Genomic DNA, 24,648 nt, shown 5'->3' with positions numbered 1-24,648 from the left:
ATGTGTTTAGAAAAAACCGTGCCAAAACCCAGACGCATTATAAATGCATGATTTTAGAACTGTCTTCCAATTATAAAATGCGTTTGCCAACCTGATTTTTGAGTTAACCCAGGTAACGGATCGAAACCATGTGCGAAATCGATACCTAATAATCCAAATGCAGGCATGAATATACGAACACCTACTCCAGCTGAACGTTTAAGTTTAAACGGATTAAATTCACTAAAATTGTCGTAAGAGTTACCTGCTTCTAAGAATCCAACTGTATATATAGAAGCAGAAGGTTTATCTGTAATAGAGTAACGTAATTCTAGCTGAAATTTGTTGTAAATAGCTCCACCATCGAGAGAAGAAATACGGTTGTTTTCATATCCTCTTAAACCAATAGTTTCACGACCATCTAATTGTCCTTGAGCAATACCATCACCTCCAACAAAATATCGTTCAACAGGAGTTAATCCTAGTTTGTTATTATAAGAACCTAAGTATCCCATTTCAAAATTAGACATTAATACTAATTTGTTTGCTAACGATGTATACCATTTACCTTTTGCAGATATTTTGTAATACTCTAACCATTTGTATTTATCAGCTAAATAAGCTTGTCGTTCATCTGCTGTTGGGTTGGTAGGTTCTGTATAGTCTTTTCCGTTAACTAAAGAATAAGGAAAAGTAGCTTTTGCTTTTAATGTAAATTCTGAACCGTAAGTTGGGAAAATTAAACTCGGACCAGCAGAATTACGACTTAAGGCTACTGTATAGGCTAGGTTGTTTAAGTCTCCTTGGCTAAGTATATTGTTAGATGAACCTACTCGGTATCCATAATCTTGTAACTCAATTCTTTGATAACTTATGTTTTGTGAAAGCGTAAAATAATCGTCAGGCCATTTTAAACGCTTACCAAGTCCTATAGAAGCTCCAATAATACTCAAACTTTCATCTTTGTTTACATCGTAAGTTGTGTAGTCAAAACGATACTGATTTGATAGGTACACAGAAAAAGATAATGATTGAGGTGTTTTACCTCCTAACCAAGGTTCGGTAAAAGAGAAACTATAGGTGTTATATGTTCTACTAGCTTGCAAACGTAATGATAGCTTTTGTCCATCTCCCATTGGTAAGGGTTTGTATGCTTCTTTGTTAAAAAGGTTTCTAACAGAAAAGTTGTTAAAAGAAAGTCCTAATGTACCAATAAAAGAACCACCACCATAACCACCTTGTAGTTCTATTTGACTTCCTCCTTTTTCAACTACAGAAAAATCGATATCAGCTGTTTTATTTTGATAATTAGGTTTAACGTCTGGAGTTACATTGGTATCGAAAAACCCTAATTGTCCAATTTCACGAATAGATCGAATAATGTTTTCACGGCTAAATAAATCTCCCGGTTTAACACGCAATTCTCTGTAAATTACATGATCGTTTGTTTTATCGTTTCCTGTTACTGTCACTTTTTTTATCGTTGCAGGTTCGTCTTCTCTAATACGAACTTCAACTGTAATAGAGTCGTTTTCTACTTTAGTTTCTACAGCATTTACTTGAGAAAACAAGAATCCATTATTGTGATATAATGTTTGAATGTCTTGAGAAGTAGGGGTACCATCACCAGAAATACGTTCTTTTAAAACTTTTCCGTTGTAAATATCTCCTTTGTCAATTCGTAAAATATTACTTAATTGTTCGTCTGTATATTCTTTGTTTCCTATAAAAACAATTTCATTAAAGCGGTATTGACGACCTTCTTCAACTTCAATTTCAAGATTTATAGTATTGTCATCATTCCAAACAACTTTGTCAGATAAGATTCTAGCATCGCGGTACCCGTTTTCACTATACTTGTCTAGAATACTATTTAAGTCTTTTTTATAATCGTCTAAAATATATTTTGAAGCTTTCCAAAAACGACCAAAAATTTTACGTTTAGTGTTTTTCATAGCACCGCGTAAAGTGGCATCAGACATGGCTTTGTTACCTGTAAAATTAATTTCTTTAATTTTTACTCGGTCACCTCTATCAATAAAAATAGCCATGCTAACAGTATTGACATCTGAGGTATCTCTTTTGGTGTCTAAGGATACTTTTGTTTTTAAGAAACCTTTGTCGGTATATTTCTTTTTAATAAAGTTACGAGTAGTTACGATAAGGTTGTCCGTAACCATAGTTCCCTTTTTTAGTTCGGTTTCTTTTTTTAACTCTTTAATTTGAGATTTTTTTACGCCCGAAATACTAACAGTAGTTAACTGAGGTAATTCAGTTACGTCAAATTGAAGATAAACAGTTTCCCCATCGCGTTTAGATAAATACACATCTACTTCACTAAATTGTTTACTTTCGTATAACTTTTTAATAGCGCTGGTAAGCTTGTCACCAGGCAATTTAATTGGCTGTCCTTCAGTTAAACCAGTATATATTCTTACTGTTTGTTCGCTAAATTTTTGCAATCCAGTTACAGTTATGCCTCCTAAAATATATTCCTTTCCTTTTTCATAGGAAATAACATTTGTGACAGTACTGTCTTTAGGAGTTATGTTTTGTGCTTGAGTACTCACCGCAAAAAGGGTGATAAAAAATACTAGTAAATACGAATATTTATTCATTGGTTTCAATCTGTTCACTGGTTTTTCCAAATCTTCTTTCTCTGTTTTGATAATCAATTATTGCGTCATAAAGGTGTTGTTTCCTGTAATCAGGCCATAATACATCGGTAAAATGTAATTCGGCATAAGCCATTTGCCAAAGTAAATAATTGCTTATTCTTTGTTCCCCACTTGTACGTATCATTAAATCAACATCGGGCAAATTAAACGTATATAAATGATTATTTATAATTTTCTCGTTAATTTTTTCAATTTCTATCTCGTTATTAACAACTTTTTTTGATATGTTTTTGATAGCGTTAACAATTTCTTCTCTCGAACCGTAGCTTAAAGCGAAGGTCAATGTAATTTTAGTATTGTTTTTAGTTTCATCAATAACTTTGCTCAATATTTTTTGAGCACTGTTAGGTAAGTTGGTTAAATTACCAATAGCATTAACCCTAACATTTTTACGTTGAAATTCAGGAAGTTCTTTTTTAAGGGTAGATACTAGTAAGCTCATTAAAGCATCGACTTCTAACTTTGGGCGATTCCAGTTTTCGGTAGAAAAGGCATACAAGGTTAAAAACTTAACTCCCAGTTCAGAAGCGGTGTCGGCTGTTTCTCTAATGGCTGTTAAAGCATTTCTATGTCCAAAAACACGTTGCATTCCTTTACCTTTTGCCCATCTACCATTACCATCCATAATAATGGCTATATGGTTTGGTACTTTTTGTAAATCAATGCGCTGTAGTTTTTCTTCCATAATTATTCTGCTATTCCACCAAAGCAAGGTGGTCTTCCAAAGGTATATACAATAGAAACGCCTGAAAACATATACCAGTCATCTCCGTTACCTCCAAAGTTTAATGAGTTTATTTCGTCTGTTGTAAAGTCTATATCGTCTACAAATGTAAATCGTACACCTGTTTCAAAAGCGATAGCAAAATTATCGGCTAATCTTCCTTTAATTCCTATACCTACGGGTAGAGTGTAAGAAAATTTATTCTTTAAAAGTATTGTGTTAATAGAGGAAGTAGGTTCTGGACTTTTATAGTTAAAAGCAGCAACTTCAGCTAAAATATAAGGAGTAAACGTTGTGCTATAATCGTTAATGTTATATTCAAAAAAATTAAATTCTACACCTGCAGCAAATTCATGAATGGTATTAGAGAAGCTAATGTTTCTACCTTGACGAAAAACATTATCGGCATCTTTGTCATTGCCAGAAACAGGAATATAAGTATAGGTTCCTCGCAAGGCAATTCTAGGGTTTAAATTGTATTTGTATACAAGTCCGCCCGCAAACTCATTTGGGTATATGTAATTAGTACGACCTATGTCACCGACATAGTTAGAACCACCGGCAAAAAAACCAATTTCGTGTGTTTGCGATTGTAAAGGTGTTACTACACAAGCCAATAATATTAATAAAATAAGTCCTCTCATTGTAAAATAGCGTGCAAATATAGGGAATTGAATTTGCTTTAAAAAGTTAATAATCCGTCTTTTTGATTAACTTTTTTTTTACGATTTTATTGTAATTACTATCGTTATAACGATTCATTTCGTACATCTTCTCCCCATAAAAGTTTTCCTCGCAAGGTATTTAAATAAGATTGATTTTTAGGCAAAACACTTTTTATGGTAAAAGGAGCTTTTTGTATTCTTATTTTTGTGTCTAAAGGAACCGTCGTAATACGAGAATCTAAAGAAATTAAAAAATCTTTTTCTCTGGCGCTAACTTCCAGAAGAATATCCGTGTCATCAGGAATTACCATTGGGCGCGCATTTAAATTGTGTGGTGCAATAGGGGTAATAACAAAACTTTTTGAATTTGGTAAAATTACAGGCCCATCACAGCTAAGTGAATACCCTGTAGAACCTGTTGGTGTTGCTATTATTAATCCGTCTGCCCAATAATTTGTTAAATACTCAGTATTTAATGAGGTTTTAATACCAATCATAGAGGTTGTGTTTCTTCTAGCAATGGTAACTTCATTAAGTGCAAAGTTAAGTTCAGTAAAATCTTCTGTAGCAGGAGATGTTTCAATTTGTAATAAAGAACGTTCTTGAAGTGTGTATTCTTTTTTTAACATTAAATTTATTGCTTCTTCAATTTGATCTTTTTGGATGGTAGCTAAAAAGCCTAAACGACCCGTATTAATTCCCATAATTGGAATGTCTAAATCTCTAATATAGGTTACGGCTCTTAAAATAGTACCGTCTCCACCTATGGTAAACATCACATCAAAAGTATTTGATAAATCATTAAAATGTGTATAGGTAGGATATTTTTTGTTTAGCGAATTGTTTTCAATAAATAAAGTATAAAATTGTTGTTCAAAAAAAACAACAATGTTGTGTTTTTCTAAAATAGCTAAAAGAATTGTGACTTCTTTTTCTGCAAGAGTGGTATAAGCTTGTCCGTAAATAGCGACTTTTTTCACTTTTAAAATGTTGTTTGGTTGTTGAAAAAATTACATATCCAAGTACTTCCTTAAATAGGCAGCTCTGTCTTTAAGTTCTTCTAAATAAAAATCATCCTTATGCTGCGTAATAACGTTGTAGCCATACCTGCGAAATGTTTGAATGATTTCATTTATTTCTTCAGAAACAATTTTAAGAGTAACTTCAATATTGTTTATGTTTTCAGAAGAAATGTACGCGCCCAAAAGTTTGCCGTTGCTAGATTCTACTATTTGAGCAACTTGACTCATAGAGTAATCTGTTTTGTTCTTATCAACAATTAAAGTATCACTCTCGTTATGTAAAAAAGGACTGTTCGCAAATGCATCTAAAATATCACTTAGTTCGTAATATCCTACATAATGCATGTTCTTATTTAGTACAGGAATTAAATTCGAGTCGTTATCAGCAAACAATGCTATTAAGTCAAGTAATGTAGCATTTTCATTAGTGTAAAAATGATCTAATAAGTAAACGTATTCTCTAAGGGTTCCATCGTTGTTTTCAAGAGTTTGAATATCGCTTTCGGGTAAACAACCTATTAGCCTGTTATTTTCAACAACAGGAATATGGGTTATAGGTAAATCATTGCACAGCTTTTGAGCACTTTTTACCGTGCTGTTGAGTGAGAGTGCTTTTATTTCTTTTAATATAAAATCGTTGATTTTCATTACTACGAATATAGTTTAAAATGTTGGAATGCGTTACCTTTGTAGTCTAATTTTATAGCATGACAAAGTTAAGTGTTAATATTAATAAAATAGCTACACTTCGTAATTCTAGAGGTGGTAATGTACCCAATTTACTTAAAGTAGCAACCGATATACAAGATTTTGGAGCGGAAGGAATTACCATTCACCCAAGACCAGATGAACGCCATATTCGTTACCAAGATGCTTATGATTTAAAATCAATTGTAACAACCGAATACAATATTGAAGGAAACCCAATTGATAAATTTAAGCAAATGGTGTTAGAAATTAAGCCTACGCAAGTAACATTGGTGCCTGATAGTGTTGATCAACTTACATCAAATGCAGGCTGGGATACCATTACACATCAATCGTATTTAAGAGAGGTAATTGCTGAATTTAAGGAAGCGGGAATTAGAACGTCAATTTTTATTGATACAGATTTAAAACTCATTGAAGCTGCAGCAAAAACAGGAGCTGATAGGGTGGAATTATATACGGAAGAATTTGCGACACAGTACGAAAAAGGAAACAAAGAGGCTGTAAAACTGTATGCAGAAGCTGCTGTTTTAGCCAATGAAGTAGGGTTAGGAGTTAATGCTGGTCATGATTTAAGTTTAGATAACATTCAATTTTTTAAACAAAATATTCCTTACTTGGCTGAAGTATCTATTGGTCATGCACTAATTTCTGAAAGTCTGTATTTAGGCTTGGAAAATGTTGTGAATATGTATTTACATCGTTTGCAATAATTATGGAAATAATACATTCAAAAATAGTTGGAGAGGGACACCCGTTACTTATTTTGCACGGGTATTTTGGAATGGGAGACAATTGGAAGTCACTTGCTAATAAGTTTGCAGAAGATGGTTTTGAGGTGCATTTGATAGATCAGCGAAATCATGGACGAAGTTTTCATGCAGAGGCTTTTGATTATGAATTATTGGTTGGCGATTTGTATCGCTATATACAGTATTATAATCTCGATAAGGTAGATTTGTTAGGGCACTCTATGGGAGGGAAAACAGCAATGTTGTTTGCAACTGAATATCCTGAGCTGGTGAATAAGTTAATTGTAGCCGATATTTCTCCAAGAATGTACCCACCGCATCATCACGAAATTTTAGCAGCATTAAATTCTGTAGATTTTTCGGTGCAAACTTCACGTAAGTTAGTAGATGAAAAGCTGGCTGAGTTAATTCCAGAAAAAGGAGTCCGTCAGTTTTTAGCTAAAAATGTATACAGAAAAACGAAAGATGAATTGGCGTTTCGTTTCAATTTAAAATCGTTAACAGAAAACAATAATGAGGTAGGGGTGGCATTGCCTTCTTTTACAATTTTTGAGGGAGAAACATTGTTTTTACGTGGGGCAAATTCTGGGTATATTTCAAAAGAGGATGAACCGTTAATTCAAGCACACTTTCCAAAGGCAGTGATAAAAACTATAGTTAATGCTGGGCATTGGCTTCATGCTGAAAATTCAAAAGACTTTTATAAAGAAGCGTATCTTTTTTTAACATAAGAAAGCGAGGAGGATATATTACTTCCTCCTCGCAAAAAAAAACTCTCACCCCCACCGGCGAAAAACAAAAAATTAAATAGGGAAATCTCTGTTTATTTTATCAATTAAGTTGTTTATATTACTGTTGGTAGCTTGTTGTTCTTTCATATAGTTGAAAAAGACATCTACAATTGCTTTTTCAATAGTTAAATTTTTTCTTTTACCAGAATATACTTTCTGTATGGTTTCTAAGGAAAAATTATGACCTTTTTTGCTCAGGTAGTTTTTTACCTTCTCGCGATATTTTGGTGGTTTAATTTTTTCTAATTCTTTTCGTTGTGTAGCAGTTATCATAAAAACTCAAGTTGTTTTTTAGAAGGAAATAGCACTTTTTAAATTATATTTGTACGTATCCTGTACTTGTTACGAAGTAAAAATACAAACAAAAATCTAAATACACAAACTAAATTAAGTTAAAATTAGAAAAAAGTTATTTTCAATGAGCGATTTTGTAGATGAAACATATAAGAGAGTAGAAGAGATTATTAATTATAATCGGTTGAATATTAGGTCTTTTGAGGAGGTTATTGACGTGTCTAACAATTCTATTGGTACAGCAATACGAAGAAAATCGTCATTTAAAAGTAATGTGTTAAACAAAATTCTACACTCTTTTCCTGAAATAAATCCAACTTGGTTGCTCACAGGAAAAGAAGAAATGTTGTTAAAAGGAACTAATGAGCCTTCTTCAACCTACAAAATAAAAGATATAAACAGTCGTGTAAAAGACAGTTTGTTATACCTGTTAGAAGAAGATAAAGATGTTAAGGAAATAATTGCTTTTCAAGTGGCAGAAGTTCTGAAAAAATAACTGCTAATAGTAACCTTAAAATTTAATCTTCATTTTTAGTTAAGCTTTCTAAAGCATAATACAACCTGTTTTGTGCGTTGCCTTGCGAACCAAAGATAGAGCGATATACTTCACCATCAGGAGTTAGTAGTACCCACTGTGGCGTTCCTTCCGAATTAAAAAAATCATACATTTTGTGGTTGTTATCTATATAAATAGGAAAGGGCAACTCATTGATGGTAAAAATACTTAGAATATTATCTTTGGTAATATTGTTACTGCCAAAATTACTATGAATACCAATAACTTCAATATCCTCGTATGTTTGCTTTAACTTGTAGGCTAGTGGAATGGCTCTACCTGTACAACCCAAGCAAGCATTGTTGTAAAACAACAGTAATAGAATTTTGTTAGCATACTTTTCAAGTAAATCAACTTCGTTATGATAAAAATCAGTGACCTTTATGGAGGTTACAATTTTGCCAGTATTCATTTAGGTTTTTAATTGAAGTTTTAGCAAAGTTATTTAAAAAGAAGAAGTTTTTAATTCTCTACAAGCTAAAAACATTCTTTAGCTTGTAGAGTAGGGTTTGTTACTGTAGGTTTTTACCTAATGTGTATACTTTATTTAGCCACAAATTTCTTTGTTCTATGGTTGAATCTTTTATTACTGATAAGAAAGTGGTTTTAACAGGTGTAATACCGCAAAATTCTAAGGTTCCTTTTTTAAACTGTCTAATAGCAGGTCTTTTCATAAAAAGATAATCATACCAATTAGGCGTATCAGAAGTTATAATAAGTCGAGCAGTTTTACCCTTTAGAAGCTTTTCAGGAAAAGGTTTTCCTTGAATAGGTTGAAAAGTAATTCCTGGTAAAAAAGCTCTGTCAATAAAACCTTTCATTATTGCAGGGTAGCCTGCCCACCAAATAGGAAAGACCCAAACAATATGATCTGCTTTTTTAATTTTAGCCAAAGAAGTTGCCAAATCAGGTTCCAGTTCCATTCTTTTTCGATACCCAAATTTAAGATTCGGGTTAAAGTTGAGGTCGGCTATAGTAATTTCTTCAATAGTAGCGTCAGTTTCCAAAGCACCTTTTTTGTAAGAATCCGCTAGTGCATGGTTAAAACTTTCTTTATCTGGATGTCCGTTTATTAATAAAATATGCTTCATAATTATAGTTAAGATTAGGAAGCAAAGTACGGGTGGTTTTAGAAGCTTAAAAAGGACAATTGTCTAATAAAAAACCGATTTTCTAATTCGGCTCAAATGTCGTTGCGTAATGCCTAAATAAGAAGCAAGGTATTGCAGAGGTATGGTTTGTAAATAGCTAGGGTGTGTTTCTAGTAGTTTTTTATAACGGTTTTCAGCACTTTCATTTTGTAATACAAAAATTCTGTTTTCAAGATTTATGTATTCTTGCTCTGCAAAAATTTTAAAAAGACGTAACCAATTAGTACTTGAATTTTCTAGCGTTACAAATTGTTTTTTGGTAATACAGTAGAGTTCCGCATCGGTTAGTGCCTGAATGTTTTCATTGGTCTTTGTTTGGGAAATAAACGATGAATACGCAGTAAGAAATGAGTTTTCTGATAAAAAACAATACGTAACTTCTTTTTCATCTGAAGAATGATAAAACGACCTAAAAATACCGGAAGTAATAAAAGCTACTTCTTTACACGTGTTTCCTTCTTGAATAAAAAAATCTCCTTTGTTCAGTTTTTTGTAGCTAACTAAACTTACAAAGTTGTCTATTTCTTCTTCAGTAAGAATGTTATAAGAGGCTAAGTGTTTTTTGAGCATTTTATTGTTTTGGTTAAAAATAAGACGAAGTTAAAAGAAAAATCCATCAAAAATTAAAACAAAGTTTTAAACCTGCCAAAACAGCAGGTTTCTGTTTTTGGTATGGTTGTGGTAAAGTATAATGAAGTGTTATGAATGAATAGTTTCAGTGAAAAAGAGTAAATTTATAATTCATAACCCATTAAATAAAAAAGAAATATGAAAACATTTTTAAAAGTATTGCTAACGGCATTGGCTGTAATTGTATTGGCAAATATTTTACCAGGCGTAACGGTAGCAAGTTATACAACTGCAATAATTGTAGCAGTCGTAATTGCCTTGTTAAACCTGTTTGTACGTCCGTTGTTAGTGTTTTTCACACTGCCAGCAACCATTGTTACGCTAGGGCTGTTCCTATTTGTAATTAATGCGGTCATTATATTATTGGCGGATAAGTTGGTGTCGGGATTTGCGGTTAGCGGATTTTTTACAGCGCTCTTGTTCAGTGTATTGCTATCAATTTTCAGATCGTTAATGTTTTCGCTATTAAATGAAGGAGACGAATAAGTAACCTAAAACATTAAAAACTAGAAAATAAGGGGGCTAAAAAAGATAATATTCTTATGGCTAAAAGTCTTGGTTATCAATAAATAAAGTAGTAATTTTGCACCCGATTTTTTAAGAAACAGATTTTTAAGATGAATATAACAAAAGAAAACGTAGATGCATTAAATGCAGTTGTAAAAGTTGATATTGTTGCAGAAGATTATCAAGATAAAGTAACAAAAGTATTAAACGATTACCGTAAAACGGCTAACATTCCTGGTTTTAGAAAAGGTCATGTACCTATGGGAATGGTGAAAAAGCAATACGGAAAATCAGTAATGATTGATGAGGTAAACAAGCTTTTACAAGAGTCGTTAAACAAATTCTTAGTTGAAGAGAAGTTAGATATCTTAGGTAACCCGTTACCAAGAGTTCAAGAGGATTTCAATTGGGATACTGATAAATTCTCTTTTGAGTTTGAATTAGGATTAGCTCCTGAGTTCGACGTAAACTTAGAACCAAAAAACAAAGTAACGCAATATAACATTGTTGCTACCGACGAGTTAATCGAGAAAGAAGTTGAAAACATTCAATCTCGTTACGGTAAAATGTCTGCGAAAGACGAAGTTGCTGAAGAAACTAACGTAACTGGTACTTTTGTAAACGAAGAGAAAGAAATCAACAAAAAATCTACCATTTCTGTAAAAGATATTAAAGGAAAAACAAACTTAAAAAAGTTTGTAGGTGCTAAAGTAGGAGACGTTTTAGAATTAAAAACGAAAAACTTATTTGAAGACGAGCACAAGTTACAAGGAGCTTTAGGAGTATCTCACGATGAGGTTCACGATTTAGACATTCCTGTAGCCTTTACTATTGAAGAAATTACTGAGATAGAACCAGCTGAATTAGATCAAGAGTTATTTGATAAGTTATTTGCTGACGGAAGTGTGAAAACGGTTACTGAATTAAAAGATAAAATTAAAGAAGACGCAGAAAAGCAATTCCAACAACAAGCAGATCAACAATTGTTAAACGCAATTACTGAGAACTTAGTAGATAACACAAAGTTTGATTTACCAGTTGAGTTTTTACAAAAGTGGTTACAAACAGCTGGTGAAAAAGAATTATCTGCTGATGAAGCTGTTGAAGAATACAATAAGTCTGAAAAAGGATTACGTTACCAATTAATCGAAGGAAAGATTATGAAGGATAACGATATCAAATTAGACTATGCAGAGTTGGTAGACTATGCAAAAGGATTTATTAGAGCTCAAATGGCACAGTTTGGTAACATGAATCCAGAAGAAAAAGAATTAGAAGATATCGCAGGAAGAATCTTACAAAACCAAGACGAAGCACGTCGTTTACAAGAGCAATTAATTTCTCAAAAATTATTAGCTTTTTATAAAGAAAACATGAGCTTTGACACCAAAGAAGTTTCTTACGAAGATTTCATTAAAGAAGTATACAAATAACAGTTAACTACTGATGTTATAAATAAAAACCTGAATGTACATTCAGGTTTTTTTAGCCATTAACTGTAACAAAATACTAACGAAATAGTTCTTATATTTACATCTTTATAACCCAAAAACATTTTAAAAATGGATTACGGAAAAGAGTTCGAAAAATACGCAACTAAGCACCACGGAATAAATAGCAACTACTTAGGGAAAATAACGAGTAGTTTAACGCCATACATTATGGAAGAACGCCAAATGAACATTACTCAAATGGATGTTTTTTCTCGTTTAATGATGGATAGAATTATTTTTTTAGGTACTGGAATTAACGACCAAGTAGCAAATGTGATTCAAGCACAATTATTGTTCCTAGAAAGCGTAGATGCATCAAAAGATATTTCAATTTATATCAATTCACCAGGAGGTGGAGTATATGCAGGATTAGGTATTTACGATACCATGCAGTTTATTAAACCAGATGTAGCAACAATTTGTACAGGTATGGCTGCTTCTATGGGAGCCGTGTTAATGTGTGCAGGAGAAAAAGGAAAACGTTCGGCATTACCACATTCTCGTATTATGATTCACCAACCATTAGGAGGAGCACAAGGACAAGCATCTGATATTGAAATTACAGCGCGTGAAATTTTAAAATTAAAAGATGAATTGTACGAAATCATTGCTAAACATTCGGGGCAAACAATAGAAAAAGTAAACCAAGATTCTGATAGAGATTATTGGATGAAGGCCGACGAAGCGAAAGCTTACGGAATGGTAGACGAAATTTTAACTAGAAAATAATAAACAGCTAATAGCAATGAGCTGTTGGCAATAAGCTGATAAGATGTCGAAAGAAGAAAATTTACAATGTTCCTTTTGTGGGCGTAAAAAACCTGAAACCGATTTACTAATCGCAGGTTTAGATGCACATATATGTGATAAATGTATTGAGCAAGCTCATGGAATTGTAGAAGAGGAAATAGCTGAAGCTAAAACAAGTGATTTATCGAAAGACCTTACCTTAAAAAAGCCAAGAGAAATTAAAGCTTTTTTAGATGAGTATATCATAGGGCAAGACCAAACAAAAAGAGCCATGTCTGTAGCAGTATACAATCACTACAAAAGATTGTTACAAACCAGAGATGATGAAGATGAAGTAGAAATTGAAAAATCAAACATTGTTTTAGTAGGAGAAACAGGAACAGGAAAAACTTTGGTAGCTCGTACAATTGCTAGAATGCTAAATGTACCATTTTCTATCGTTGATGCTACTGTATTAACGCAAGCAGGTTATGTAGGAGAAGATGTAGAAAGCATCTTAAGCCGTTTGTTACAAGCTGCCGATTACGATGTAGAAAAAGCAGAAAGAGGAATCGTATTTATTGATGAGATAGACAAAATTGCTCGTAAAGGAGACAATCCATCAATTACACGTGATGTTTCTGGAGAAGGAGTACAACAAGCTTTACTAAAGTTATTAGAAGGAGCTGTGGTAAATGTAGCTCCTAAAGGAGGAAGAAAGCACCCTGAACAAAAATTTATTGAAGTAAATACCAAAGATATTTTGTTTATTGCTGGTGGAGCGTTCTCTGGAATAGACAGGTTTATTAGCAAGCGTTTAAATATGCAAGCGGTTGGCTACAGTGCTTCAGTAGAAGAAGATAAAATCGACCACGATAACTTATTGCAGTACATTACACCATTAGATTTAAAATCTTTCGGATTAATTCCAGAAATCATTGGTCGTTTACCAGTATTGAGTTATATGAATCCGTTAGATGAAAAAACACTTAGAGCGATTTTAACAGAGCCTAAAAACTCTATTATAAAGCAATATACGAAGCTGTTTTTAATGGATGATGTAGAGTTTACTATGACAGAAGAAGCATTGCAATTTATTGTTAACAAAGCGGTAGAATACAAATTGGGTGCACGTGGATTGCGTTCGTTGTGTGAAGCTATTTTAACCGATGCAATGTTCGATATGCCAAGTTCTGAAGAAAAAGAATTCAAGGTAACAAAAGAATATGCAGAGTCGAAATTAACGAAATCAGCATTAAAGAAATTAAGAGCAGCCTCTTAAAAGCGTTATCGAAAACAATAAAAACAGCCCTCAATACATTGAGGGCTGTTTTTATTTTAATAAATGAAGCTGTTATTCTGCTTTGTGAAGTTTGCTATATTGTTGAATCCATTTAGTAATTTCTTCATCTTTAATGTCATATTTATACATAAGGTCTTCTCTTATTTGCTTTAAATAGGTTTCGTTTAATACGCTTTTTTCATATTCAGAAACAACTAATTGTATAAAGCTTTCAGCATACTTCTGTACAGGTTTTTTAACTTCCTTAGACTTGCTGTTTTCAGGGGTTTTTACTGCTTTTTGTGCTTCTATAACAACCTTTTCTTCTGCAACAATATTGTTGTCAGCTGCCACACCACTACGTGTTGTGTAGGTAGTTTTTTTGTCTTTATACCATCCTTGAGGAATGTTAGCTAATTGCTCTTCACTAACAATAATAGTTTTAATTTTGTTTCCAGTAACATCCATACTTTCTAAGTTAGGACAGTTTGAAACATCTAATGTAGTAAGTTGATTGTAACTAGCGTATAAACTTTGAATGTTAGGGTTTTCACCAAGTATTAATGAGGTTAATTTATTATAATCGCAACTTATATAGGTTAAGTTAGGGTTTTTACTCACATCTAAACGTTCAATTTTGTTCTCACTACAGTTTAAGAAACTTATAGAAGAACTTTGTGATAAATCAATCTTTTTAATTTCATTGCCAAAACAATCCAAACGTCTTAAATTAGGAAAACTCTCTAAACCAGTTAAATCTTTAATCTTAGAGTATACATTAGGAAGGTCTTTGTTGGTAACAGGATCGTTAACATTTAGGTTGGTCACATATTCTGCATCACTAATTGTAATACTACCGTTTAAACCGTTAGAATCTATTTTTAAATTGATTAAACATTCTTCTAAACCAATATCAGGAATTCGAATGGTTTCTTGTGCGTAAGTATTCAATGCAAAAAATATTGCCAAACAAAAGGGGGTAATTGTTTTCATCATAAGGGGAATTTTTGCCAAAATTATGTAATTATATGTTTTTAGCAAATTAAATTTGCCCAGAGTTTTTTGCAAGAATAAAATAACTTTTAAAACTAGTAGTATATTTGTTTGCTGTATTTGTATAGTATATGATAACCCAACAAACCATAGATAGAGTTTTTGAAAGCGCCCGAGTAGAGGAGGTGATAGGAGAATTCGTTCAGTTAAAAAAATCTGGAAGTAACTTTAAAGGGTTAAGTCCGTTTACAGACGAACGTACCCCTTCGTTTATGGTATCGCCTGTTAAACAAATTTGGAAAGATTTTAGTACAGGTAAAGGAGGAAATGCGATTTCTTTTTTAATGGAACACGAGCATTATACCTATCCAGAAGCGATACGTTGGTTGGCAAAAAAATACAATATAGAAATTGAAGAAACCGAGCAGTCTGATGAGCAAAAGCAACAGATGAATGAGCGAGAAAGTATGTTTTTGGTTTCGAAATTTGCCAAAGATTATTTTCACGATGTACTAATGAATACACAAAATGGTAGAGCAATTGGGTTGTCTTATTTCAAAGAGAGAGGGTTTAGAGAAGATACTATCGAAAAATTTGATTTAGGGTACTGTAAAGACGAATGGGATAATTTTACCAAGGCAGCACTGGCTAAAGGCTATGAGTTAAAATACCTTAAATCTACAGGATTAACAATTGTAAAAGAAGGAGGAGCAGAAGAGAGAAAGTTCGACCGGTTTAAAGGGCGTGTGATGTTTCCTATTCATAGTATGTCTGGTCGTATTCTAGGCTTTGGAGGTAGAATACTAACCAACGATAAAAAAGCGGCAAAATACCTAAACTCTCCCGAGAGTGATATTTATCATAAAAGTAAAATTCTTTACGGATTGTACCAAGCTAAAAAAGAAATTGCTAAAGAAGACAATTGCTTTTTAGTAGAAGGGTATACTGATGTGATTTCATTTCATCAATCTGGAATTGAGAATGTTGTGGCCTCTTCTGGTACTGCATTAACGCCTGATCAGATTCGTTTGGTAAATCGATTAACACAGAATATAACTGTGCTTTTTGATGGTGATGCAGCTGGAATTAGAGCCTCAATTCGAGGAATCGATTTAATTCTTGAGCAAGGAATGAATGTAAGAGTGGTAGCTTTTCCAGAAGGAGAAGACCCCGATAGTTTTGCTAAGGCACATTCGAATGCTGAGTTAAAAGAATACTTAGAAGAAAAATCACAAGATTTTATTGAGTTCAAAGTTTCTCTATTAATGAAAGAAGCAGCGAATGATCCTGTTAAAAAAGCAGGTTTAATTAGAGATATAGTTACGAGTATCTCTAAAATTCCTGATGGAATTCAACGTGAAGTGTACGTACAAGAATGTGCACGCATTATGGATATTTCTGAAAGAGTACTATTTAGTGAGTTAGCCCAGTTGTTAAAAAAGGGAGCAACAGCAGCGAGAAAGAGTAGCGGAGGACAAGACCCTAACCAACCACCTCCAGAATATTTTCAAGAGCAAGGACAAACTTCCATGGAAGCCATCAAGGGGGGGAAAGGAAAATTACAACAAAGCATTAATCAGTTAAATATTCTTGAAAAAGAAGTCATTAGAATATTGTTGCTATATGGAAATGAAGTGGTTGATTTTGTGAATTGGGTAGATGCAGTTGATGAAAGAGGGCGTCCGTTTTTAGAAAAAGAAGAATACCAAAATACAGTATCAAACGAACTGTATTTAAATTTACAAGAAGACGAAATAGAGTTTACTAACGAAATTTTTAGATTAACTTATTATGAGTTAATTCATCAATTAAATCAAGATGAAAAAATAAAGGTAGATCATTTAGTGATGCATGAAAATCCGCAAATATCTAGTTTAGTAACCAATATTTTAATGGATGAAGAAAAATATAATCTAAGCGATTGGGAGCGTAAAGAGGTTTTTGTAACGGAAACCGTTAAAATTCTTCCAAAGTTAGTTACCGATGCTATTTTAAACTTACGTAGGGTTTTAATTGAAGAAAAAATTAAAGAAATTTTACAAGAAAGCCAAGAACAAAAAGCTGTACCCAATTTAGAAGAAATAGGTAATTATACAGGATTGAAAAAACGTCTTTTTGAAAAACTAAATCGCGTAATTTAAGATTACCAAATTGCTATTTTTTTTAAAAATGAAGCTTCTTAACATTTTTTTTGTAACTTTACTTGCAAAAAGAACAAGAAATTAAAAGAAAATGAGAAAGTTGCTACAAATTCTAGAATTAGTTAGGTTGCTAGTTATGTTACCGTTCAATATTTCTAACGGGCATAAAAAAAGTGCCTATCAAAGAATTAAACGACAAATGATGTCGGTTAACTTACTTTAAGTCTTTAGGAATTTCACAAATAGGAATCGGAATCATTTTGTGTTGATTGATGCGATTCAGATGCGTATATATTTTATATACTGCTAACTCTCTACCAGAGAAGTCAGCTATAGTTTTACCTGCATCTTGCATTTTCATGGCCCATTCTAACTCATCGTAAGAAGCTCCAATTTGGTCCTCATCTGTTCTACTATCTCCAAACAAACCATCAGTAGGCTGTGCTTTTTGAATTGATGTAGGAACTTCTAAATAAGCTGCTAATTCATAAACTTCAGACTTTACTAAATCGGCAATTGGACTTAAATCGACACCACCATCACCATATTTAGTATAAAACCCAACACCAAAATCTTCTACTTTATTACCCGTTCCTGCAACTAATAAACCGTGTAAACCAGCAAAATAATATAAGGTTGTCATACGTAAGCGAGCACGAGTGTTTGCGAGTGCCAAATCTACTTTAGCAGAAGGTTCAACTTGCGGTACTACAGTTTTAAAATCTTCAAAAGTAGAGGTTAAATTTACTTCAGCTTCACTTACATTATTAAAACGTTCTCTTAATAATTTAATATGCTCATTAGCTCTACTTACTTGGCTCTTGGCTTGATGAATAGGTAGTTCAACACACAAGGTAGGTAAACCAGTTTTAGCACATAAAGTTGAAGTAACTGCACTATCAATACCACCAGAAATTCCTACAACAAAACCATTAACTTTTGCATTTGTAGCGTAATCTTTTAACCAATTTATAATGTGTTCAGCAACCTTAGGAGTATTCATTTTGTGATATTTTACGAGTTTACAGTTAAGAGGTAACAACTAATTTAGTAATTTCGACGTTGTAATTTAGAATGTAAATATACTAAAGTTCATGAGAAAAATTTTAGCACTAGTTGCCTTAGTTTTTATAAGTCTTTCATGTAAAAATAATGAAAGTAACAAGTTAGATGTTGATGTGTCTAATCTTAACGTAAAGATTGACCTAGACCGTTTTGATGTTGATTTTTATAATACAAAACCAAACGAGCTTACTAACGTAAAGGAAAAATATCCGATGCTTTTTCCTCCTCAACCAGATAGTGTTTGGATCAATAAGATAAACAATAAAGATGAGCAAGAGTTGTTTGATGAAACTCAAAAAGTTTTCCCAGATTTTGAAGAGGAAAAAGAACAATTAACATCATTATTTAAGCATGTAACATATTATAATCCAAGATTTCTGAGCCCGAAAGTAATTACTATCCTAACGAATATAGACTATGATAAAAGAGTTGTATATACAGATAGTTTATTGTTCATTTCTTTAGATGCGTATTTGGGAAGAACGCATGAATTTTATAATGATTATCCTGAGTATGTAAAGCAGAACAATACCAAAGAACATATTGTAGTTGATGTAGCAAAAACTATAATTAGCAAGCAAATGTTGCCAAGTAGGGCAAGAAGTTTTATCGATAAAATGATTTATCGAGGAAAAAAAATGTATTTGCTAGATGCCTATTTACCCAAAATACCTGATGCTGTAAAAATAGGATATTCACAAGAAAAACTAAAGTGGGCAAAAAGTAATGAAGAGCAAATATGGATGTATTTTATAACAAAAGATTTGTTATACAGTACTAGTAAAGATGTTGACAAACGTTTTTTAGATTTAGCTCCTTTTTCTAAGTTCTATATGGAAGAAGATAGTCAATCACCAGGAAGAATAGGAGAGTGGATTGGTTGGCAAATCGTACGTTCGTACATGCAAAAGAATGATGTATCTTTGCATACATTATTACAAACAAGTGAAGAGGAAATCTTCAAAAACTCAAGATATAAACCAAAAAGATAATGGCGATAGAGCATACATCAACAATAACATTTAAAGTAGGGTTAGACGAAAACAGAATTCCAGAACAAATTACTTGGAATGCAGAAGACGGAGGTATAAAAGATGAAGCTTCAAAAGCAATTATGCTATCTGTTTGGGATCATAAACAAAAAGATACCTTGCGTATGGATTTATGGACTAAAGATATGCCTGTAGACGAAATGAAGCAGTTTTTTCATCAAACCTTAGTATCTATGGCAAACTCTTTTGAAAGAGCCACAAACGACGAAAAAATGAGTGCTACCATGCGCGATTTTTGTGACTATTTTGCTGAAAAGCTAGAGTTAATTCAGAAATAAAAAAAAGCAGCTTTCAAAGCTGCTTTTTTTATGCATTGTAGTTTTTTATCCTATTAATGATAGTTTCGTAATCTTCATGGTTATTAACAAAATCTAAATCAGAAACATCAACAATTAGAATGTTTAAATCAGGTTGTGTTTTGATAAAATTGCTATACCCATCATGGATTTTTTGTAAATAACTTGCTTCTATATTTTGCTCGTAATCGCGTCCGCGCTTTTTAATATTTTCTAGTAAGCGTTCTGTGTTTTGATATAAATATACATACAAATCAGGCTTTGTAATTTCTTTGTACATTAAATCGAACATTTTTCTATACAACTTATATTCATCACTATGTAAAGTGACTTGTGCAAAAATAAGCGATTTAAAAATGTAGTAATCAGAAACAATAAAGTTTTTAAACAAATCAAACTGCGCCAAATCATCAGAAAGTTGTTGGTAACGATCTGCTAAAAAACTCATTTCTAACGGAAAGGCATAACGTTCATTGTCGTTGTAAAACTTAGGTAAAAATGGATTGTCTGCAAAGCGTTCTAAGACAATTTTAGCATTGAATTCATCAGACATCATATTGGCTAATGAGGTTTTACCAGCACCAATATTACCTTCAATAGCAATGTAATTATACTTCTCGGTAATAGGAATCGGGCGCTTTAACTGTACCTCTAATTTGGTGATTTCAGAAATGTCTGCACAATTTTCTAAACAAATATATAAATGCTTTTTTTCTATTGGGTGAATAACATTGCGGGCAATTTCAACCAACGGAACTAAAGCAAATTTGCGTTCTAACATTCTTGGATGCGGTACGATTAAGGTTTTAGAAAAGATAATCTCATCATCAAATAATAAAATATCTAAATCTATTAGCCTATCAGAATACCCATCGGTGTTTTTTCGAGTTCTTCCAAGTTCTTTTTCTATTGATAGTAGTCTAAGTATTAATTGTTCTGGAGGTAAATGCGTTGAAACTTTAATACATGTATTGTAAAAATTATTACTATCAAACCCCCATGAAGCAGTTTCGTATACAGACGCTACTTTTAATACAGCGCCTACCTTATCGGCAACTAAGTTAATTGCTTGCTGAATATTGGCGAGCTTATCTCCTTGATTGGTTCCTATAGAAATATATGTGATTCGTTGTATTTTCATGAATGGGATGCAAAGAAAACTAAAACTAAAAAAACAAAAGCTAAAAAAAGATTTTTTATTTAAATAAATTTTTCAAAAAGGGGTAGGGTATTTTATTTTTCAACTGTTATAGTAGTGGATTTCTTTATAGAGTAAGATTTTTATATGATTATTGGGGAATGATCTGAAACAACTCTAAGTTAAAGGCTGCTAATTTGGCAGCCTTTCTTCATTTTAAAGATGTATATAAAATAAAAAAGCAACCTTTTAAGGTTGCTTTTTTATATCTAAAATAGAGTCTTACGATTCTTTTTTATCTTGTCTAGGTTTTCTATCGTCACGACGATTATCGCGGTTACGATTATCACGACCTCTATTATCTCTGTTATTGTTATCTCTGTTATTGTCTCTAGGTGGTCTAGCTACATAACCTTCAGGTTTAGGTAATAAGGCTTTACGAGAAACTTTTTCTTTACGAGTTTTAGGGTCAACACCAAAGTATTTTACATCAATAACATCACCAATGTTCACTACATCTGTAACGTTGTTTGTACGTTCCCAAGCTAACTCGCTAACGTGTAATAAAACTTCATTTCCTGGAGCTTCTGTATATTCAACAACAGCGCCAAAATCTAATATTTTTATAACTTTTACTTCGTATACAGAACCTTTTTCAGGTTTGAACATCATAGATTCAATACGAGCTATAACTTTATCTATACCTTCTTGGTTAGTTCCTAAAATCTCAACAATTCCTTCTTCTGTAACAGGATCTTCGTTAATAACAATCGTAGTTTCTGTTTCTTTTTGTAACTCTTGGATGTGTTTTCCACCAGGTCCAATAAAGGCTCCTATTAAATCGTTAGGAATTACTCTATTCACCATTTTAGGTGCATGAGCTTTTACATCTTCATTAGGAGTAGCGATAGTGTCCGTTAATTTTTCTAAGATGTGTAAACGACCATCACGAGCTTGTTTTAATGCGTTTACTAAGATTTCATAAGATAATCCTTTAATCTTAATATCCATCTGACAAGCAGTAATACCGTCAGCAGTACCTGTAACTTTAAAGTCCATATCTCCTAAATGATCTTCATCCCCTAAAATATCAGATAATACAGCATAACGATCACCGTCAGAAATTAATCCCATTGCAATACCTGAAACTGGTTTTTTCATTTGAACACCCGCATCCATTAATGCCATAGTACCCGAACAAACAGTTGCCATTGAAGAAGAACCATTAGATTCTAATACCTCAGATACTATACGAACTGTATACGGGCAATCTTCAGGAATCATTCCTTTTAAAGCTCTTTGAGCTAAGTTTCCGTGACCAATTTCACGACGAGACGTTCCTCTTAAAGGGCGTGCTTCTCCCGTTGAAAAAGGAGGGAAGTTATAGTGTAAATAGAATTTTTCTTCACCTTGTAATGTCGGAGAATCTACCATATTTGCATCTCTAGAAGTACCTAAGGTAACTGTAGCCAATGCTTGAGTTTCTCCACGTGTAAAGATAGATGAACCATGAGTTCTTGGTAAATAGTCTACTTCACACCAAATAGGTCTAATATCTGTAGTAGTACGCCCATCTAAACGTAAACCTTCATTTAAAGTTAAATCTCTAACAGCTGTTTTGTGAGCTTTGCTAAAGTATTTACCAATTAAGTCTCCGTATTCTTCTAATTCTTCTTCGGTAAACATTGCGGTAACCTCTTCTTTAACTTCAGAAAAAGCCAATCCTCTTTCTTGTTTAGAAGTTCCTTTTTTAGCAATATCATAACATTTTTGGTAAGCTGCATCGTGAATTTTTTGAGCCAATTCTTCATCTTCTCTTTCTCCTTCATACTCACGAGTTTCTTTTTTACCAACAGCTTCAGCCAAAGCAACTTGAGCAGCACATTGTACTTTAATAGCTTCGTGTGCAAATTTAATTGCATCCGCCATTTCTTCTTCTGAAATTTCTTTCATTTCACCTTCTACCATGGCAACTGAATCGGCAGAAGCACCAATCATCATATCAATGTCAGCTTCTTGTAATTGTGTATAACTAGGGTTAATAACAAACTCTCCGTTAATTCTTGCTACACGTACTTCTGAAATTGGTGTTTCAAAAGGAATGTCTGATAATTGAATGGCAGCAGAGGCTGCTAAACCAGCTAAAGCGTCTGGCATTACCTCTTCGTCATGAGACATTAATTGAATCATCACCTGAGTTTCAGCATGATAATCTTTTGGGAAAAGCGGACGCAATACACGGTCTACTAAACGCATTGTTAAAATTTCTTCGTTTGAAGGACGTGCTTCACGCTTCATAAATCCACCCGGATAACGACCCGCGGCAGCAAATTTTTCACGGTAATCTACCGTTAAAGGTAAAAAGTCAATACCTGGATTTGCAGTTCTTGCTGATACAACTGTTGCTAATAACATTGTATCTCCCATTCTTACAACAACAGAACCATCTGCTTGTTTTGCTAATTTTCCTGTTTCTAATGTGATGGTTCTCCCATCTCCAAGTTCTATTACTTGGTTAAATACTTTTGGAATCATAAATTAATTCTTCTAAATTTTAATTCGTTTTTGTTTGTTGTTGTGTTGTTGTTGCTCCAATGGAAAATCAAAATTGTTGTTAGTAATTTTGAGCTTTTTATATATAAATTTCTGGTTGTTAGTCAGAAATACTATTTAGTTTAAAATAAAAAAGAGGCACGTTTATAGAGCCTCTTTTCTTGTAGAATTATTTTCTAATTCCTAATTCTTTAATAATCGCACGATATCTATTAATCTCTTTTTTCTTTAGATAATCTAATAAGCTTCTACGCTTACCTACCATACGTACTAACGAGCGTTCTGTGTTAAAATCTTTACGATTTTTCTTTAAGTGCTCAGTTAAGTGGTTAATTCTGTGCGTAAATAACGCGATTTGACCTTCTGCAGTACCAGTATCATTTGCTCCTTTACCGTGTTTTGCGAAGATTTGTTCTTTAACTTCTTTTGTTAAATACATGCCAATATTATTTAAATGATTATTATGTACTCAATGCTTTTACATTGAAGTTGCAAATGTACGATTATTTTTTGGAATGGAAACGAAAAAGTTAGAAAGCAAAAAAGCTAGCAAACGCCAGCTTTTTTTATTATGCTCTTACAGGTTGGTTTTGTATTAAATCTAAATACAAATTTACTTGTTTTTTTAAGTCTTTTCGCTCGTAAATAGCATCTAAGAAACCATGTTCTAATAAAAATTCAGAACGTTGGAATCCGTCTGGTAAATCTTTACCGGTTGTATCTTTTACGACACGTGGTCCTGCAAATCCAATCAAAGCATTTGGTTCTGCAATGTTAATATCTCCTAACATAGCAAAGGAAGCTGTAGTTCCTCCAGTAGTTGGGTCGGTACATAAAGATATGTATGGAATTTTAGCTTCTGCTAATTGTGCTAGCTTTGCAGAAGTCTTGGCTAATTGCATTAAAGAAAGTAAGGCTTCTTGCATACGAGCTCCTCCAGATTTAGAAATCATTAAAAAAGGAACGTTGTTTTGGATAGAGTAATCTATAGCTCTTGCTATTTTTTCACCAACAACACTTCCCATAGACCCTCCAATAAAAGCAAAGTCCATTGAAGCAATTACCAAATCTTTCCCCATTGATTTACCAACAGCAGCGCGCGCAGCATCTTTTAAACCTGTTTTCTTTTGAGCTGCCTTTAATTTTTCAGGATATTTTTTTGTGTCCTCAAATTTTAAAGGGTCTTTAGCTGACAGTTTAGGAGCAAGTTCTGTGAACTCATTATTGTCAAAAAATATTTCAAAATATTCTTTACTTCCCACACGTACATGGTAGCCATCTTCTGGACTTACATATAGGTTTTTTTTAAGTTCGTCAGTGTCAATTATTTTTCCGCTTGGGGTTTTATACCACAAGCCTTTTGGGGTGTCTTTTTTTTCTTCTGTAGGGGTTTGAATCCCTTTGTCTGTACGTTTAAACCAAGCCATAATTTAGTTTTTTATTCTTTAG

Annotated in this window: 25 protein-coding genes; 10 read left to right on the top strand and 15 right to left on the bottom strand. The window is 32.9% G+C overall.

Annotated elements, in window-relative coordinates:
• Window positions 1–53 precede the first annotated feature (53 nt).
• The 5 genes from bamA to ACN0WY_RS02680 form a co-directional block, all read right to left on the bottom strand.
• Window positions 54–2,597 carry an outer membrane protein assembly factor BamA gene (gene bamA / locus ACN0WY_RS02700; protein WP_417799467.1) on the bottom strand — a complete coding sequence of 848 codons (2,544 nt, stop codon included), beginning with the start codon at window positions 2,595–2,597 and terminating at the stop codon, window positions 54–56.
• Window positions 2,590–3,342 (bottom strand): isoprenyl transferase, encoded by a 753-nt coding sequence (locus ACN0WY_RS02695; RefSeq protein WP_330487629.1) that lies wholly within the window; start codon window positions 3,340–3,342, stop codon window positions 2,590–2,592. Before ACN0WY_RS02695 ends, bamA begins: the two co-directional genes overlap by 8 nt.
• Window positions 3,343–3,344: 2 nt before the next feature.
• On the bottom strand, window positions 3,345–4,025 hold the full coding sequence (locus tag ACN0WY_RS02690) for a DUF6089 family protein (protein WP_417799466.1): 681 nt from the start codon (window positions 4,023–4,025) through the stop codon (window positions 3,345–3,347).
• A 104-nt stretch (window positions 4,026–4,129) separates the two neighbouring features.
• The gene (locus ACN0WY_RS02685) at window positions 4,130–5,026 is read right to left on the bottom strand and encodes an NAD kinase (RefSeq protein ID WP_330487627.1); all 897 of its coding nucleotides are present in this window, start codon (window positions 5,024–5,026) and stop codon (window positions 4,130–4,132) included.
• Between the two features lie 30 nt (window positions 5,027–5,056).
• Window positions 5,057–5,716: a CBS domain-containing protein gene (locus ACN0WY_RS02680; RefSeq protein WP_417799465.1), complete on the bottom strand. Its 660-nt coding sequence runs from the start codon at window positions 5,714–5,716 to the stop codon at window positions 5,057–5,059.
• A gap of 59 nt (window positions 5,717–5,775) precedes the next feature.
• Here ACN0WY_RS02680 and ACN0WY_RS02675 point away from each other — a divergent pair, with 59 nt between their 5' ends.
• Entirely contained in the window at window positions 5,776–6,489 is a 714-nt protein-coding gene (locus ACN0WY_RS02675; protein ID WP_330487625.1) for a pyridoxine 5'-phosphate synthase, read from the top strand.
• Window positions 6,490–6,491: 2 nt separating this feature from the next.
• Window positions 6,492–7,259, top strand: coding sequence for an alpha/beta fold hydrolase (locus ACN0WY_RS02670; protein WP_417799464.1), 768 nt, complete (start codon window positions 6,492–6,494; stop codon window positions 7,257–7,259).
• A gap of 72 nt (window positions 7,260–7,331) precedes the next feature.
• On the opposite strand, the gene ACN0WY_RS02665 is transcribed toward ACN0WY_RS02670, so the two are convergent.
• Complete coding sequence (locus ACN0WY_RS02665) at window positions 7,332–7,592, bottom strand: hypothetical protein (protein WP_417799463.1); 261 nt, start codon at window positions 7,590–7,592, stop codon at window positions 7,332–7,334.
• A 145-nt stretch (window positions 7,593–7,737) separates the two neighbouring features.
• Between ACN0WY_RS02665 and ACN0WY_RS02660 the strand changes: the two genes are divergently transcribed.
• Entirely contained in the window at window positions 7,738–8,109 is a 372-nt protein-coding gene (locus tag ACN0WY_RS02660) for a hypothetical protein (protein ID WP_417799462.1), read from the top strand.
• Between the two features lie 22 nt (window positions 8,110–8,131).
• On the opposite strand, the gene ACN0WY_RS02655 is transcribed toward ACN0WY_RS02660, so the two are convergent.
• The 3 genes from ACN0WY_RS02655 to ACN0WY_RS02645 form a co-directional block, all read right to left on the bottom strand.
• The gene (locus ACN0WY_RS02655) at window positions 8,132–8,581 is read right to left on the bottom strand and encodes a TlpA family protein disulfide reductase (protein ID WP_417799461.1); all 450 of its coding nucleotides are present in this window, start codon (window positions 8,579–8,581) and stop codon (window positions 8,132–8,134) included.
• A gap of 100 nt (window positions 8,582–8,681) precedes the next feature.
• A complete protein-coding gene (locus ACN0WY_RS02650; RefSeq protein WP_417799460.1) occupies window positions 8,682–9,260 on the bottom strand; it encodes an NAD(P)H-dependent oxidoreductase in 579 nt (192 codons plus the stop codon).
• A 63-nt stretch (window positions 9,261–9,323) separates the two neighbouring features.
• On the bottom strand, window positions 9,324–9,890 hold the full coding sequence (locus ACN0WY_RS02645; protein ID WP_417799459.1) for a Crp/Fnr family transcriptional regulator: 567 nt from the start codon (window positions 9,888–9,890) through the stop codon (window positions 9,324–9,326).
• Window positions 9,891–10,088: 198 nt separating this feature from the next.
• Here ACN0WY_RS02645 and ACN0WY_RS02640 point away from each other — a divergent pair, with 198 nt between their 5' ends.
• From ACN0WY_RS02640 to clpX, 4 genes are all read left to right on the top strand, one after another.
• Window positions 10,089–10,436 (top strand): phage holin family protein, encoded by a 348-nt coding sequence (locus ACN0WY_RS02640; protein ID WP_330487618.1) that lies wholly within the window; start codon window positions 10,089–10,091, stop codon window positions 10,434–10,436.
• Window positions 10,437–10,567: 131 nt separating this feature from the next.
• Window positions 10,568–11,890: a trigger factor gene (tig, locus tag ACN0WY_RS02635; RefSeq protein ID WP_330487617.1), complete on the top strand. Its 1,323-nt coding sequence runs from the start codon at window positions 10,568–10,570 to the stop codon at window positions 11,888–11,890.
• Between the two features lie 129 nt (window positions 11,891–12,019).
• Window positions 12,020–12,679 (top strand): ATP-dependent Clp endopeptidase proteolytic subunit ClpP, encoded by a 660-nt coding sequence (gene clpP, locus ACN0WY_RS02630; protein ID WP_330487616.1) that lies wholly within the window; start codon window positions 12,020–12,022, stop codon window positions 12,677–12,679.
• A gap of 43 nt (window positions 12,680–12,722) precedes the next feature.
• Entirely contained in the window at window positions 12,723–13,961 is a 1,239-nt protein-coding gene (gene clpX / locus ACN0WY_RS02625) for an ATP-dependent Clp protease ATP-binding subunit ClpX (RefSeq protein ID WP_330487615.1), read from the top strand.
• Between the two features lie 72 nt (window positions 13,962–14,033).
• On the opposite strand, the gene ACN0WY_RS02620 is transcribed toward clpX, so the two are convergent.
• Window positions 14,034–14,957 (bottom strand): leucine-rich repeat domain-containing protein, encoded by a 924-nt coding sequence (locus ACN0WY_RS02620; protein WP_417799458.1) that lies wholly within the window; start codon window positions 14,955–14,957, stop codon window positions 14,034–14,036.
• A 128-nt stretch (window positions 14,958–15,085) separates the two neighbouring features.
• Here ACN0WY_RS02620 and dnaG point away from each other — a divergent pair, with 128 nt between their 5' ends.
• The gene (gene dnaG, locus ACN0WY_RS02615) at window positions 15,086–17,095 is read left to right on the top strand and encodes a DNA primase (protein WP_330487613.1); all 2,010 of its coding nucleotides are present in this window, start codon (window positions 15,086–15,088) and stop codon (window positions 17,093–17,095) included.
• A 214-nt stretch (window positions 17,096–17,309) separates the two neighbouring features.
• Here the strand turns inward: dnaG and nadE are convergent, their stop codons facing one another.
• On the bottom strand, window positions 17,310–18,098 hold the full coding sequence (nadE, locus tag ACN0WY_RS02610; RefSeq protein ID WP_330487612.1) for an NAD(+) synthase: 789 nt from the start codon (window positions 18,096–18,098) through the stop codon (window positions 17,310–17,312).
• Window positions 18,099–18,189: 91 nt separating this feature from the next.
• On the opposite strand from nadE, the gene gldB reads away from it, so the two are divergent.
• Together gldB and gldC are read left to right on the top strand one after the other, a co-directional pair.
• On the top strand, window positions 18,190–19,152 hold the full coding sequence (gene gldB / locus ACN0WY_RS02605) for a gliding motility lipoprotein GldB (RefSeq protein WP_417799457.1): 963 nt from the start codon (window positions 18,190–18,192) through the stop codon (window positions 19,150–19,152).
• Window positions 19,152–19,490, top strand: a complete 339-nt coding sequence (gene gldC / locus ACN0WY_RS02600) for a gliding motility protein GldC (protein ID WP_330487610.1) — start codon at window positions 19,152–19,154, stop codon at window positions 19,488–19,490. The genes gldB and gldC overlap by 1 nt, the downstream gene beginning before the upstream one ends.
• A gap of 28 nt (window positions 19,491–19,518) precedes the next feature.
• Here gldC and folK read toward each other — a convergent pair whose 3' ends face one another.
• The 4 genes from folK to accD all read right to left on the bottom strand — a co-directional run bounded on the left by folK (window position 19,519) and on the right by accD (window position 24,626).
• Window positions 19,519–20,649, bottom strand: a complete 1,131-nt coding sequence (gene folK / locus ACN0WY_RS02595) for a 2-amino-4-hydroxy-6-hydroxymethyldihydropteridine diphosphokinase (RefSeq protein ID WP_417799456.1) — start codon at window positions 20,647–20,649, stop codon at window positions 19,519–19,521.
• Window positions 20,650–20,928: 279 nt separating this feature from the next.
• Window positions 20,929–23,181 (bottom strand): polyribonucleotide nucleotidyltransferase, encoded by a 2,253-nt coding sequence (locus tag ACN0WY_RS02590; RefSeq protein ID WP_417799455.1) that lies wholly within the window; start codon window positions 23,179–23,181, stop codon window positions 20,929–20,931.
• Window positions 23,182–23,368: 187 nt separating this feature from the next.
• A complete protein-coding gene (gene rpsO / locus ACN0WY_RS02585) occupies window positions 23,369–23,638 on the bottom strand; it encodes a 30S ribosomal protein S15 (RefSeq protein ID WP_047788611.1) in 270 nt (89 codons plus the stop codon).
• 130 nt (window positions 23,639–23,768) lie between these two features.
• Window positions 23,769–24,626 carry an acetyl-CoA carboxylase, carboxyltransferase subunit beta gene (gene accD, locus ACN0WY_RS02580; RefSeq protein ID WP_330487607.1) on the bottom strand — a complete coding sequence of 286 codons (858 nt, stop codon included), beginning with the start codon at window positions 24,624–24,626 and terminating at the stop codon, window positions 23,769–23,771.
• Window positions 24,627–24,648: the final 22 nt, after the last annotated feature.

The organism is Tenacibaculum sp., from assembly GCF_048269885.1.
Taxonomy (GTDB): domain Bacteria; phylum Bacteroidota; class Bacteroidia; order Flavobacteriales; family Flavobacteriaceae; genus Polaribacter.
This window is presented reverse-complemented; position numbering and strand designations above follow the sequence as displayed.